This window comes from Streptomyces sp. NPDC036815, assembly GCF_055609205.1.
The window spans coordinates 195806-209888 of the sequence record NZ_JBVJPW010000014.1; the positions used below are offsets into that span (position 1 = coordinate 195806).

Below are 14083 nucleotides of genomic sequence, written 5' to 3' on the forward strand. Positions count from 1 at the left end.
CCGGCCCCGTACGAGGAGTGCGCCTCTCCGAAGTACCGGGCGTCCACCGACACTTGGAGGCTGAGCAATGGAATTATCGGGAGCCCGCGTCCTGGTGGTGGGGGCCACCGGTGTCCTCGGCGGCCTCGCCGCCTGCGCCTTGGCGGAACGGGGTGCCCAGGTCGCCCTCGCGGGCCGCAACCCGGTGCGTCTGGCCGCTCTCGCGCAGGACCTCGGCGCCCCGCCGGCCCGGAGCTTCGAGGCGTGCGACCTGGACCAGTGCACCGCGCTCGGCGCGTGGGCGGCGCGCATGCTGGCGGGGCTCGACGGGGTCCTCGTGACGGTCGGGGCCATGGGCTTCGGCGCCGTCGAGGACGTGTCGAACGCGGCGGCCGAACATCTGCTCACGGTGAACGCGCTGTGCCCCATGGCCGTACTGAGGGGCGCGGCCCCGGTGGTGGCGGACAAGGGGTTCCTGCTCGCCGTCACCGGAACGCCGCCGGAGCGGTCACACGTCGAGGGCACCGCGGACTACACCGCCTCCAAGGCGGCGCTGAGCGGCTGGCTCGGCGTGCTCGCCGAGGAGCTCGCGCCCCGGTCCGTCACGGTCCTCGACTTCCGCGTGCCGCACCTGGACACCGGTTTCGCCGACCGGCCGCTGATCGGCCGCCCGCCCCTGCTGCCGCCCGGAGCGGACGCGCTGGAGACGGTGGTGTCCCTGATGGACGGGCTCGCCTCCGTCTGACCTCAAGCCCCGGAGGCGACGCCCGTCACTCACTCGATCCCCCGGGCCTCCTTGAACCGGCTGAGCCCGTCGGCCAGTTCGACGAGGGGCTCGGGGTAGTCGTGGCGCGCCCGCTCCGCCGCGGGCAGCTTCCAGGGTTCGTGCACGGCCGCGCCCTTCAGGTCGCCGAGCTCGGGCACCCAGCGGCGTACGTACGCTCCGTCCGGGTCGTAACGCCTGGCCTGGAGCACGGGGTTGAGCACCCGGTTGGGGCGGCTGTCCGTGCCGGTCCCGGCCACCCACTGCCAGTTGAGCTGGTTGTTCGCGACGTCGCCGTCGACGAGGAGGCGGCGGAAGTGACCGGCGCCGACGCGCCAGTCGACGTACAGCGTCTTGGCCAGGAAGCTCGCGGTGAGCAGTCTGCCGCGGTTGTGCATCCATCCCTCGTGCAGCAGTTGACGCATGGCGGCATCGACGATCGGGTAGCCGGTCCGCCCCTCCTGCCAGGCGCTGATGTCCTCCCGTGCCGACTTCTGGCGCCGCGTGCGCCAGCGGTCGCCGCGCGTGCGGTAGTCGGCGTCGGCCGCGGCCGGCCTGGCGGCGAGCACCTGGTGGTGGAAGTCGCGCCAGCACAGTTGCCGGACGAAGTCCTCGGCACCCCGGGACGTGCGCCTGCCCGCGTCGCGGACGAGTTCGGCGCAGGACAGCGTGCCGAAGTGCAGGTGCGGCGAGAGCTTCGACGTGGCGTCGCCCGCCAGGTCGTCGTGGGTCGTGTCGTACCGGTCGATGCCGTCGCGCAGCCAGGCCTTCCACTGCGCGCGGCCGACGCTCTCGCCGCCCTCGGCGAGCCCCGGCGAGCACCCCTTCACGCCGTCACGGGACGGCAGGGGGTGGGAGCGGACGCCGTCCGGAACGCGCACGGTGCGCGGGGCGGCGAGGACGGCCCGCACGCCCTGCGCGGTCCAGCGGCGGTGGTAGGGGGTGAAGACGGCGAAGTGGTCGGAGTTCGCGGGGGTCACGGCGCCGGGCGCGAGCGCCGTGACGACGGCGTCGTGGACGTGCAGGCTCCGGCCGTCCGAGGCCAGCGCCTCGCGCAGCCGCCGTTCGCGGGCGTGCGCGTAGCGGCTGACCCCGGCGGCCATGTGCACCTCGTCGGCGTCCGTCTCCTCGACGACGGCCCGTACCTCGTCGACGACGTCACCGGCGCGCACCACGAGTCGCCCGCCGCGCTCCCGCAACCGCCGGTCGAGGTCGGTCAGGCAGTCGGCGAGGAACGCCTCGCGGTTGGGGCCCGTGCCGCCGATGTCGTCGATCGCCCGGTCCAGGACGAAGAGCGGCACGACGGCGTCCGCGCCCTTGACGGCGGCGCGCAGCGGCGGGTGGTCGTGCACCCGCAGGTCGGAGGTGAACAGGACGACCGAGATGTGCATGGTGCGGACTCCAGTGGACGGGTGTCGTGGGCGCGGGGCGCGGGGCGCGGGTGGCCGGTGCCGACCGCTCTCCCCCACTCTCCGTCGGACCGGCTCCGGGGAGGCGCCGTGCGGCGCGTGTTCCCCCGTACGGCGCGCACAAAGGGACATTCCCGTGCTCGGTTAGCGTGGGGGGACGATTCGGAACACAGAGCCGGGGGCGGCTGCGCCCCGCGGGCATGGAGGAAGCACGTGCACGGTGAGTACAAGGTCCCCGGCGGCAAGCTCGTCGTGGTGGATCTCGACGTCGAGGGCGGCGCGCTGCGGAACACGCGGGTGGCCGGTGACTTCTTCCTCGAACCCGACGAGGCGCTCGACGCGATCAACGGCGCACTGGACGGCGCCCCCTCCGACACGGACGCCGCGGGTCTCGCCGCCCGCATCGACGCCGCGCTTCCCGAGGGCACCGTCATGTACGGCCTGACGTCGGAGGGCGTCGGCGTCGCCGTCCGCCGCGCCCTCGCCCACGCGACTGACTGGACCGACTACGACTGGCAGCTGGTCCACGAGGGGCCGCAGCCGCCCGCGCTGCACATGGCCCTCGACGAGGTGCTGACCCAGGAGGTGGCGGCGGGCCGGCGGCCGCCGACGCTGCGCGTGTGGGAGTGGGCCTCGCCGTCGGTGATCATCGGCAGCTTCCAGTCGCTGGCCAACGAGGTCGACGCGGAGGGCGCGGCCCGGCACGGCATCGAGGTGGTGCGCCGCATCTCCGGCGGCGGGGCGATGTTCGTGGAGCCGGGCAACACCATCACGTACTCGCTGTCGGTCCCTGACGCCCTCGTGCAGGGGCTCTCCTTCCAGGACAGCTACGCGTATCTGGACGACTGGGTGCTCGGCGCGCTCGCCGACATGGGCATCAAGGCGTGGTACCAGCCGCTGAACGACATCGCGACGGAGGCGGGGAAGATCGCGGGCGCCGCGCAGAAGCGCTCGGTGGGGGTGGGCGGCGGCCCGGGCGCGGTGCTGCACCACGTGACGATGTCGTACGACATCGACGCGGACAAGATGCTCGACGTGCTGCGCATCGGCAAGGAGAAGCTCTCCGACAAGGGCACGCGGAGCGCCAAGAAGCGCGTCGATCCGCTGCGCCGCCAGACCGGGCTGCCCCGCGAGGCGGTCATCGAGCGCATGGTCGACTCCTTCCGCGGCCGCTACGGCCTCGCGGCGGGGAAGGTCACCGAGGAGGAGATGGCGCGCGCCCGGGAGCTCGTGCGCACCAAGTTCTCGACGGCCGAGTGGACGGCGCGCGTGCCGTAGTCAGGAGAGCGCCGGGACGACCGTGGAGCCGTACGCGTCGATGACGTCCTCCCGCGCGTCGTGCATCGCGTACACCGCGAACTGGTCGACGCCCAACTCCCGCAGTTCCCGCAGCCGTTCGAGGTGGGACTCGACGGGCCCGAGGAGGCAGAACCGGTCGACGATCTCGTCGGGCACGAAGGCGGTGTCGGGGTTTCCGGTCCGGCCGTGGTGGCTGTAGTCGTATCCCTCGCGGGCCTTGATGTACGCGGTGAGGGCCTCGGGGACCATCGAGGAGTGCTCGCCGTACCTGGCGACCAGGTCGGCGACGTGGTTGCCGACCATGCCGCCGAACCAGCGGCACTGCTCGCGGGCGTGCGCGAGGTCGTCGCCGACGTAGGCGGGCGCGGCCACGCAGATCTTGACGTCCGCGGGATCGCGCCCGGCGTCGGCGGCCGCGTCCCGTACGGCCCTGATCATCCACTCCGTCAGATACGGGTCGGCGAGCTGCAGGATGAACCCGTCGGCCTTCTGCCCGGCGAGTGCGAGGGCCTTGGGCCCGTACGCCGCCATCCACACGGGCAGCTTCCCGTCCCGCACCCACGGCAGCCGCAGCGTCTGCCCGCCGACGTCCGCCTCGCGCCCCTCGGCGAGGTCACGGATGACGTCGATCGCCTCGCCGAGCCGGGCGAGGGTGTGGGGCTTGCGCCCGGCGACGCGCATCGCGGAGTCGCCGCGCCCGATGCCGCACACGGTGCGGTTGCCGTACATGTCGTTGAGGGTGGCGAAGGTGGAGGCGGTGACCTCCCAGGTCCTGGTGCCCGGGTTGGTGACCATGGGGCCGACGACGAGCCGCGTGGTGTGTTCCAGGATGCGGCTGTAGATGACGAACGGCTCCTGCCACAGGACGGACGAGTCGAAGGTCCAGCCGTAGCGGAAGCCGCCCCGCTCCGCGCGCCGCATGAGGCCGACGACCTCCGACGCCGGCGGGTCGGTCTGCAGTACGAGTCCGAAATCCATTGCCCCGGCTCCTCACGCAGGTCACACAGGTCTCATGACACCCCGGAAGCCTCCGAACAAGCCGCCCGGGGAGGGACAATCCTCGGCTTGTTGCCGGGGCTTGGCAAGAGGGACACGACGGCCGTCAGAGGGCCAGGGCCAGGCTGTCCGTGCCGACGTCGAGGTCCTCGTGGCCGATCGGACGGATCCGGCCCCGGTCCAGGGTGAGGATGCGGTCGGCGGCGGCGAGGCCCGCCCGCTCGTGCGTGACCAGGAGCGTGGTGCGGCCGCGGGTGGCGTCGAGGATGTCGGCGAGCACGGCGGCGGCGGTGTCCGGGTCGAGTCCCTCGGTGGGTTCGTCCAGGACGAGGACCGGCGGGTCGGCGAGCAACGCGCGGGCGAGCAGCAGGCGTTGGCGCTGGCCGCCCGACACCGTGGCACCGTCGCCGCCGAGCACGGTGTCCCAGCCGTCCGGCAGCGACTCGATCCAGTCCAGGATGCGGGCCCGGCGGGCCGCGTCGCGCAGTTCCGCGTCGGTGGCGTCGGGGCGGGCCAGGATCAGGTTGGCGCGGATGCCCGCGTGGAAGACGTGCGCGTCCTGGGTCATGCCGGTGACCGCGCGGCGGGCGTCGGCGCCCGCGCAGTCGCGCAGTTCGCGCCCGCCGACGCGGATGCTGCCCGCCTCGTAGGGGACGAACCGCATGAGCGCCGCGATCAGCGTCGACTTGCCGGACCCGCTGGCGCCGAGGAGCACCACGCGCTGACCGCGCGGCACCCGCAGGCTCACCCCGTCCAGGGCCGGGGGTCCGTCCGGGAGGTGACGCACCCGCAGGTCGGTGATGTCCACCTCGAGCGGGCCCTCGGCGGGCAGCGCGGCCGGTTCCGCCGGGTCGGCGACGGGCGCCGGGGTGTCGAAGAGGTCGGCGAGCCGCTGCGCCGAGGCGCGTACGTCGGCGAAGCGCCGGGCCGCCGCGGGCAGCGGCGCGAGGGCCTCGAAGGAGACGAGGGCGAGGACCGCGAGGACGGTGAGCTGGACGGCGGGCAGGTCGCCCGCCGCGTGGGCGCGCAGCGCGAGCCAGGTGACGCCGACCGTCGCCGCGCCCTGGAGCACGAGCACCACGGCCTGGGCGAGCGAGGTCGTCAGGGCCTTCTGGCGCTCCAGGCGGGCGATGCGGGCCGCGATGTCGCGCGCCCGGTCGTGCGTGCGGCCCCGGGCGCCGTACGCGGCGAGGTCCGCGGCGCCCCTGGTCAAGTCGACGGTGACGGCGGCGAGTTCGGCGCGGGACGCCTTCTCCGCGCGGCCCGCGCGGCGGGACAGGACGAGGACGAGGGCGGGCACCAGGAGTCCGGCCACGATCAGCAGGGCGCCGAGCAGCAGGCCGGCCTCCGGCAGGAGCAGCAGGACCGTGCCGGTGGCGGTCGCGGCGACCACGAAGGCCGCGGTGGCGGGGATCATCACCCGCAGGAGCAGGTCCTGGGCGGCGTCGACGTCGTCGACGAGCCGGGTCAGCAGGTCGCCGCTGCGGAAGGCGGGGGTGCCCGCCGGGGCGAGCGGCACCAGCGCCTCGTACACCCGGGCGCGGAAGCCCGCGACGGCCCGCAGCACGCCGTCGTGGCCGAGGAGCCGGTCGATGTAGCGCAGCGCGCCGCGTCCCAGGGCCAGCGCGCGCACGGCGACGATCGCGACGCTCACCGCGGCCAGCGGCGGCTGTTCGGCGGCGCGGGTGATCAGCCAGGCGGCGGTGGCCATCAGCGCCGCGGCGGCGAGCTCGCTGCCGGCCGCGGCGAGCGCGGCGGGCAGCAGCCTGCGCCAGTACGGCAGGAGGTGGCGCAGGAGACGGGCGGTGGGGCGGGGTCCGCGGGCGGCGGCCTCGGGGTGCGGGGTCATGAGGCCACCAGGCTTTCCGTGGGTGCCGGTTCGGGGTGGGCGGGCGGGGACGGCGGGGCGATGGCGCCCGCCCGTACCGTGATGATCCGGTCGGCGTGCGGCAGCAGGCTGGTGCGGTGCGCCACCACGACCGAGGTGCGGCCGCGCATCAGGGCGACGGTGGCGCGGGTGACGGCCGCCTCGCTCTCGGGGTCGAGGTGGGCGGTCGGTTCGTCGAGGAGCAGGACGGGGGCGTCCTTGAGGAAGGCGCGGGCCAGGGCGATCCGCTGGCGCTGGCCCGCGGAGAGCCCGGCGCCGTGCTCGCCGAGCAGGGTGTCGTACGCCTGGGGCAGCTCTTCGACGAAGAGGTCGGCCGAGGCGCTGCGGGCGGCTTCCCGCACCTCCGCGTCGCTCGCGTCGGGGCGTCCGAGGCGGATGTTGTCGGCGACGGAGGCGGCGATCAGGTGCGGGCGCTGCGGCACCCAGGCGACCTGGGCGCACCAGTCGTCGGGGTCGAGGGCGGCGAGGTCGGTGCCGTCGGCCGTGACCCGGCCCGAGGCGGGAGCGACGAAGCCGAGGAGCAGTGAGAGCAGGGTGGACTTGCCCGCGCCGCTGGGGCCGATGAGGGCGATGTGCTCGCCGGGGTTGATGGTCAGGGAGACGTGGCGCAGGGCGGCCGCGGCCCGGTCGGGGTACTGGACGGTGACGTCGTCGAGGCGCAGTACCGCGGTGCGGGCGTCGGGGGCGGGGGCGGGTTCGGCGGGTGCCGGGGACGCCTCCTCCTCGTCGAGGGTGGCGAAGACGCGCTCGGCCACGGAGATGCCCTCGGCGCTGTCGTGGAAGGCGCCGCCCATGGCGCGCAGCGGGAGGTACGCCTCGGGGGCGAGGAACAGGACGATCAGGGCGGTGTGCAGGTCCACTTCGCCGTGCAGCAGCCGCAGTCCGACGGGGACGGCGACCAGCGCCACGGAGAGGGTGGCGACGGTCTCCAGGACCAGGGAGGAGAGGAACGCCACGCGCAGGGTGCGCATGGTGGCGCGCCGGTGGGCGTCGGCCATCTCGCGCACCACCGTGGTCTGGTGCCGCTCGCGGCCGAACGCGCGCAGGGTGGGCAGTCCGGCCACCACGTCCAGGAAGTGTCCGCCGAGGCGGGAGAGCAACCGCCATTGGCGGGCGGTGCGTTGGGCGGTGTGCATGCCGACGAGCGCGCCGAAGACGGGGATCAGCGGCAGGGTGATGACGATGATGAGTGCCGAGGTCCAGTCGGCCCACCCCACGGCGGCGACCACCGTGAGGGGGACCACGGCGGTGGCCGCCATCGTGGGGAGGTAGCCGACGACGTACGGGTCGAGGGCGTCGAGGCCCCGGGTGAGCAGGGTGGCCGTCTCGCCGTGGCGGCGGGAGGCGAGCCGCAGCGGGTTGGTGTGCCGCAGCCGTCCGGTGATCCGGTCCCGCAGGGTGCGCTTGACGTCGGCCGCGGCGCGCTGCGCGAGCACGCCGCGCAGCCAGGTCAGCAGGGCGCGCAGCGCCATGACGGCGGCCAGCGCGGCCAGCGGTCCGAGGCGGACCGAACGGTCGGCGAAGCCGTCCGCGAGGACGGTCGCAAGGAGGACCGCCTGGGTGACGATGAGCCCGGCGCCCGCCAGGGCCAGGACCGAGGAGTACGTCATGTGGCGCCGCAGCACTGGGATTTCCCGCATCAGACGGCGTTCGACGGGCTTCATCGTGGGGGTACCTCTCGTCGTGTTCCGGGGGGTCAGAAGTAGCTGGGGTGACGTTGGCCCGTCCGCCCCCGGAAGGCCCACCAGCTCCAGAACTGGTAGGCGAGGATCGTCGGGATCACCAGGACCCCGAAGCCGCTCAGGATCTTCAGCGTGGCGTCGTCGGTGATGGCGTGGTCGATGTCCAGGCCGGCGCCGGCGCCGGTGATCAGGAGGTACGGGTAGTGGCCCGCCCCCAGGAGCAGCACCGGGAGCGCGGTCGCGCAGCAGGTGGCGGCGAACGCCAGGACGTTGTGCCCGCGGGTGAGGTACCACCAGCCGGCGCCGAGCGCCGCGACGAACAGGGCGGTGATGACCGCCGAGGTCGCGCGGTTCGTCATCGAGGCGCCCTCTCCGAAGAGGGTGAGGAGCAGCGCGAGGGCGCCCGCGGCGGCCGCGCCGCCGATCAGCTTGGCGCCCAGCTGCCGTGCCCTGGAGGCGAGGGCGGGCTCGGAGCGCAGGGCGACGAAGGTCGCGCCGTGCGCGGCGAAGAGCAGCACGGCAGCGGCACCGCAGACCAGCACGAACGGCGCGAACACCTCGCCGAACCCGATGTGGAAGCTGTCGTCGGCGCGGCGCGGCACGCCGTGCAGCAGCAGCCCCACGACGAGGCCCCAGCAGACGGCGGGGACGGTGCCGCCGACCACGATCAGGACGTCCCACGCCCGGCGGCCGCGCGCGCTGTGCGAGCGGCGGCGCAGCTGGACCGCGGCGTTGCCGAGGACCAGGCCTGCGAGGATCGCCACGATCAGCGGGTACAGGCCGGACAGGAGGGAGCCTTCCAGGTGCGGGAAGGCTCCGAAGAGGACGCCCGCGAAGGCGACCAGCCAGACCTCGTTGCCCAGGAAGAACGGCGCTATGGCGTCGAGGGCGGCGTTCCCGCTGGTGCGCTTCTCCTCCGCTCCGTCTCGGCCGAGGAAGGGGTGCAGCATCTGTGCGCCGTAGTCGTAGCCGCCGAGTACGAAATACCCGGCGAGCAGCAGGCCCAGGAGGGCCAGCCAGACGGTCTCGAGACTCATCTCGCTCAACTTTCCGTTACAGCAGGGGAGGACATGTCGGGGAGGGGTGCCGGGTGGGCCCGGCTCAGAAGACGGGCACCGGCTGCTTCTCGTCGGCGCTGCCTTCCGGCCCGTCGGGCACGTCGTCCGGGAGCGGCTCGGTGAGGCCGAGCTGGGTGGCGTCGGGACCGCGCAGGGCGAAGCGGGTGATCAGGGTCCAGTTCGTCACGGCCAGCGCGAGGAAGATCGCGATGAACAGCGTGCAGGACAGGAGCAGCGAGGTCTTCCCGACGTTGGAGAGGGCGTCCTCGACCGTCAGTTCGCCGTAGACGAGCCACGGTTGGCGACCCACCTCGCGGACGACCCAGCCGCCGACGGAGGCGATGAAGGGGAACGGGATCATCCACACCACCACCCACGAGGCCCACCGCCAGCGCATCAGCCGGTCCTTCCACAGCAGGATGAGGGCGATGGCGGTGATGGTGGACACGGTGTTGCCGATGAGCGACATGCTGTCCATCGAGATCCGCATCGTGTCCTGCCACGGCACGTAGTTGCCGGGCCCGTGCTCCTTGACGAGCTGGGCCTGCAGTTCGGCGACGCCGCTGTTCTCCAGGACCGCGTCCTTCATGGGCTGGGTGCGCTCGATGATGGGCCGCTGCATCTCGCCGACGACCACGACGAAGAACGAGGCGACCGTCGAGACCCACAGCCCCAGCTTCAGGGAGGTACGGAAGAGCTCCCGCTCCTCGGTGCGCCGCAGGAAGTGGTAGGCGCTGATGCCGGCGACGAAGCAGCCGCCCGTCGTCAGGGCGCCCAGCGAGAGGTGCAGGAGGGCGACCAGGGCGCTGGAGTTGGTGAGCAGTGCCGCGAAGTCGGTCAGGTAGGCCGCTCCGTCGCGCACTTCGTAGCCGACCGGGTGCTGCATGAAGCCGTTGGCGATCAGGATCCAGTAGCCGGAGGCGTACGCGGTCAGGGTGACCAGCCAGATGAGCGTGACGTGCACGCCCCTGCGCAGGCGGCCCCAGCCGAAGATCCACATGCCGAGGAACGTGGACTCGGCGAAGAAGGCGATGAGGGTTTCGAGGGCGAGCGGGGCGCCGAAGACGTTGCCCGCGAACTTGCTGAGGCCGCTCCAGCTGAGCCCGAACTGGAACTCCATGACGAGGCCGGTGACGATGCCGACCGCGTAGTTGATGACGTAGAGCTGGCCCCAGAAGCGGGTCATCCGCTCCCGGACTGCTCTCTGGGCGGGATCACGGGTGAACGCGGCCCGGGTGTGCATGATCGCCACGATGGGGACGAGGCCCATGGTGAGGATCACGAACAGCCAGTGGATGCCGGTCGTGGCCGCGAACTGGAGTCGGGCCAGATCCGCAGCGCTCATGATGCGACCTTCCTGGGGGGACGGTGGCCGGTTGGGACGGCTGAGGGGGGTTGGTGGGGAGCGTGTCGTCGGGGCGGTGGACGGTTCTGGTGGGTGCGGTCGGTGGGAGACGGTGGGCGGGTGCGGGGCCGCCGCTTCGCGTGTGCGGGTGCCGGGCGCCGTTGCCCGCCACCCGTGCGGTGACCTCGATGAAAACCGTAGGGAGGATTCCTTATGCATTCCAAGACCGGTTTTGCCATGTGAAGATGTCCCGGAAGGCATAAGTGAAGGTGGAGCATGGATCTTCTGCAGTTGCGCTACTTCCAGGCAGTCGCCCGTTTCGAGCACATCAGCCGCGCCGCGGAGGAGCTGCGCGTCGCCCAGCCCTCGCTCAGCCGCACCATCGCGCGCCTGGAGACCGAGCTCGGCGTCCCGCTCTTCGACCGGCAGGGCCGCCGCATCCGGCTCAACCAGTACGGCTCGGTGTTCCTGCGCCACGTCGACCGCGCCCTCAGCGAGCTCGACGACGCCCGCAGGGCCCTGAGCGACGCCCGCGACACGGCTCTGGGCCGGGTCGGCGTCGCCTCCGAGACCCTCCTGACGATCACCCATCTGCTCGGCAGCTTCCGGGCCGCCTACCCCCGCGCCGACGTCAGGCTCTACCAGTCCAACGCGGAGGAGATGGACCGCCAGCTGCGCGCCAGGGAGGTCGACTTCTGCGTCGCCTCGCAGCCGCTGGCCGGCACGAACCTCGAGGCGATCGAACTCGCCCGCGAGGAGGTGCTGCTCGCCGTGCCGCGCGGCCACTGGCTCGACGGACAGGAGAGCGTGACGATCCGTGAGATCGCCGCGGAGCCCTTCGTCACGACCCGGCCGGGACACTGGCAACGCACCCTCCTGGACCGGCTGTTCGCCTCCGAGGGGCTCACGCCGCTGCTGTCCTGCGAGGGCGACGAGCCGGGCGCCAGCCAGGACATGATCAGCGCGGGCCTCGGCATCGGTCTCATTCCGGCCATCTCCCGCCAGGCGGGCACGGACTCCCAGGTCCCGGTCGCCTGGGTGCACCTCGAAGCGCCGGACTGCCACCGCGTGCTCACCCTGGTGTGGAACCGCGACACCTACCTGTCCGACGCCGCCGTGAAGTTCCGGGAGTTCACCACCAGCAGGCCCTTCATGACGCACCGCCTGCCCGACCCCCGCCGCGGGCGCAGGCCGTAGGAGCCCGCCGGTCCTGCGGACAGGTTCTCGCCATCGGCTCCTGGTCCGGCCGGAAGTAGTTTGGTACGCTCCGCAGCGCTGCCTTATCCCTGGCCCAGGACGTCGCGTGTCCGAACGGCCAGCTGGTGATGGCGAGTTGGCCGGGGTGCCGTTTCCCCCGCCGACCGCCGGGCCGCGCCATCTCCACCCACCGTTTTTCCACTTGCCAGGCATCCGCGCCACGGCGCGCCCCCGCGCGCGTCCGGATGCCATCGAGGAGCTCCGTCATGCCCAAAATCACGTATGTCGCCATCAACGGGAACGAGACGTCGATCGACGTCCCGGAGGGCACGAGCGTCATGCGCGGCGCCGTGTTCAACGACATCGACGGCATCGTCGCCCAGTGCGGCGGCAACATGCAGTGCGCCACCTGCCACGTCTACGTGGACGAGACCACCCTCGACAAGCTGGAGCCGCCGAAGGAGCGGGAGGACGAGATGCTGGACTTCACGGCCTGCCCGCGCAAGCCCAACAGCCGGCTCAGCTGCCAGCTCAAGTCGTGCGACGCGCTGGACGGCCTGATCGTGCACCTTCCCGAGCGGCAGAACTGATGACGGAGAGCACGACCCCCGAGTCCGTCGTCGTGGTCGGAGCCGGCCAGGGCGGCTACCAGACGGCGGCGTCCCTGCGGGAGCACGGTTACACAGGAGACATCACACTCATCAGCGCCGAGGACGCGCTCCCCTACGAGCGTCCGCCGCTGTCGAAGGCGTATCTCAAGGGCGAGGCGGACGAGGCCCAGCTGTGGCTGCGGCCCGCGACGTACTACGTGCGCCAGTCGATCGACCTGGTCGCGGGCACCGTCACGGAGATCGACCCGGCCGGGCGTACGGTGCGCCTCGCCGACGGCTCCGCGTACGGCTACGGCCACCTCGTCCTGGCCACCGGCGCGCAGCCCCGCACGCTCGCCGTGCCGGGCGCCGAACTCCGCGGCGTGCACACCCTGCGCACCGCGCGGGACGCCGTCGCGCTCCAGGCCTCGCTCGCCGGGGCCCGCCGGGCGGTGGTGGTGGGGGCCGGGTTCATCGGCCTCGAATTCGCCGCCGTGGCACGGGAGGCGGGCGTCGAGGTGACGGTCGTCGAGGCGCTCGACCGTCCGCTCGCCCGGGTCGTCTCCGCGCCGACCGCGGCGCACTTCACGCGGCTGCACCAGGACGCGGGCACCCGGCTGCTGTTCGGCCGGGGCGTCACGGCGCTGCACGGCGACGCCCGCTCCGGCGTGAGCGCGGTGGAGCTGACCGACGGCAGCCGACTGCCCGCCGATCTCGTCCTGGTCGGTGTCGGTGTGATCCCGCGCACGGAACTGGCCGTCGCGGCCGGCCTCCCGGTGGACGGCGGCATCACCGTCGACTCCCGTCTGCTGACCGGCGATCAGCACATCTCGGCCATCGGCGACTGCGCGGCGTTCCCCCAGGTCCGCTCCGGCAACACGCGGCGGCTCGAATCCGTACAGAACGCCGTCGGCCACGCCCAGTCGGTCGCCCGGCGACTGACCGGCGCGCCCCACGGCTACGACGAACTGCCCTGGTTCTGGAGCGACCAGTTCGCCACGACCGTGCAGATCGCGGGCTTCAACGAGGGTCACGAGACCGAGGTGGTGCTCGGTGACGACCCCGACGCGTTCTCGGTCCTCCTCTTCCGCGGGGACGACCTGCAGGCGGTCGAGTCCGTCAACCGTCCCACCGATCACCTCGCGGCCCGGCGGCTCCTGACGCAGGGCACCACCCTGACGCCCGAGGCCGCCTCGGCGCCGGGGTTCACCCTGAAGGAACACCTGCGGAGCCTGCTCAGGGGCGGAACGGAGGTGCCGGTACCCCTCTGAAGGCGGCGTGGGCGCGCGACTGGAATCCCCTGTTCCGATTCCCGTCGCGCGCCGCCGCGCTGCCATGAATTACGGCGGGAAGTGGCGGGAATTCACCGGCACACGCCTTGATGATGTCTAAATCCTTGCACTGCGGCGGCCTCATCATGCCCCCGAATAAGTTGCATGATGAATTAGGTTCATTAGTGAAACACCGGAACGGTGTTGATTTGCTTCGTTGAATCGGGCAGGATCGCTCACGGCGAACAGGGCTTTCGACGCCTGCCGCCTGCTCCCCCGCACCTTTCTCACCCTTCACAGAAAAGAGGGGACAGCCATGCCCATTTCCGCCGAGGGTCAGAGCTTTTCCATTTCTAATGCGGAAATAAAGCGCACCCGCATTCCCACCTGAGCATCACTCGATTACCGCTGGATCGGAGTACGTCATGGATGACGTTATACGGGAGATTCGTATCCGCGGGGCATTGCAGCAACCCGATTGGAGCGATCTTTCCCAGCTGAACCGGGTCGGGGAAGCCCTGGCCGCCCGCCCCCCGCTGGTCCAGGGCGACGACCTGGCCACCCTGCGCACCCTGCTCGGCAAGGTCGCCGCCGGCCAGGCGCTGG

At 72.4% G+C, this 14083-nt stretch carries 11 protein-coding genes; 5 read left to right on the forward strand and 6 right to left on the reverse strand.

The window, feature by feature from the left end:
* Window positions 1–67: 67 nt before the first annotated feature.
* Entirely contained in the window at window positions 68–724 is a 657-nt protein-coding gene (locus ACZ69I_RS26560; protein ID WP_470835085.1) for an SDR family NAD(P)-dependent oxidoreductase, read from the forward strand.
* A 29-nt stretch (window positions 725–753) separates the two neighbouring features.
* On the opposite strand, the gene ACZ69I_RS26565 is transcribed toward ACZ69I_RS26560, so the two are convergent.
* Window positions 754–2133, reverse strand: coding sequence for a cryptochrome/photolyase family protein (locus ACZ69I_RS26565; protein ID WP_470835086.1), 1380 nt, complete (start codon window positions 2131–2133; stop codon window positions 754–756).
* 231 nt (window positions 2134–2364) lie between these two features.
* Between ACZ69I_RS26565 and ACZ69I_RS26570 the strand changes: the two genes are divergently transcribed.
* Window positions 2365–3429: a lipoate--protein ligase family protein gene (locus tag ACZ69I_RS26570; protein WP_467673849.1), complete on the forward strand. Its 1065-nt coding sequence runs from the start codon at window positions 2365–2367 to the stop codon at window positions 3427–3429.
* On the opposite strand, the gene ACZ69I_RS26575 is transcribed toward ACZ69I_RS26570, so the two are convergent.
* The 5 genes from ACZ69I_RS26575 to ACZ69I_RS26595 form a co-directional block, all read right to left on the reverse strand.
* On the reverse strand, window positions 3430–4428 hold the full coding sequence (locus ACZ69I_RS26575) for a TIGR03842 family LLM class F420-dependent oxidoreductase (protein WP_467673850.1): 999 nt from the start codon (window positions 4426–4428) through the stop codon (window positions 3430–3432).
* Window positions 4429–4552: 124 nt separating this feature from the next.
* Window positions 4553–6295: a thiol reductant ABC exporter subunit CydC gene (cydC, locus tag ACZ69I_RS26580; protein ID WP_470835088.1), complete on the reverse strand. Its 1743-nt coding sequence runs from the start codon at window positions 6293–6295 to the stop codon at window positions 4553–4555.
* On the reverse strand, window positions 6292–7998 hold the full coding sequence (gene cydD / locus ACZ69I_RS26585; RefSeq protein ID WP_470835089.1) for a thiol reductant ABC exporter subunit CydD: 1707 nt from the start codon (window positions 7996–7998) through the stop codon (window positions 6292–6294). Before cydD ends, cydC begins: the two co-directional genes overlap by 4 nt.
* 32 nt (window positions 7999–8030) lie before the next feature.
* Window positions 8031–9053, reverse strand: coding sequence for a cytochrome d ubiquinol oxidase subunit II (gene cydB / locus ACZ69I_RS26590; RefSeq protein ID WP_470835091.1), 1023 nt, complete (start codon window positions 9051–9053; stop codon window positions 8031–8033).
* 64 nt (window positions 9054–9117) lie between these two features.
* Window positions 9118–10419, reverse strand: a complete 1302-nt coding sequence (locus ACZ69I_RS26595; protein WP_467673858.1) for a cytochrome ubiquinol oxidase subunit I — start codon at window positions 10417–10419, stop codon at window positions 9118–9120.
* 276 nt (window positions 10420–10695) lie between these two features.
* Between ACZ69I_RS26595 and ACZ69I_RS26600 the strand changes: the two genes are divergently transcribed.
* The 3 genes from ACZ69I_RS26600 (at window position 10696) to ACZ69I_RS26610 (ending at window position 13477) form a co-directional block, all read left to right on the forward strand.
* A complete protein-coding gene (locus ACZ69I_RS26600) occupies window positions 10696–11616 on the forward strand; it encodes a LysR family transcriptional regulator (RefSeq protein WP_467673860.1) in 921 nt (306 codons plus the stop codon).
* Window positions 11617–11882: 266 nt separating this feature from the next.
* Entirely contained in the window at window positions 11883–12206 is a 324-nt protein-coding gene (locus ACZ69I_RS26605; protein ID WP_389712419.1) for a 2Fe-2S iron-sulfur cluster-binding protein, read from the forward strand.
* Window positions 12206–13477 (forward strand): NAD(P)/FAD-dependent oxidoreductase, encoded by a 1272-nt coding sequence (locus tag ACZ69I_RS26610; protein WP_467673862.1) that lies wholly within the window; start codon window positions 12206–12208, stop codon window positions 13475–13477. Before ACZ69I_RS26605 ends, ACZ69I_RS26610 begins: the two co-directional genes overlap by 1 nt.
* The last annotated feature ends 606 nt before the right edge of the window (window positions 13478–14083 follow it).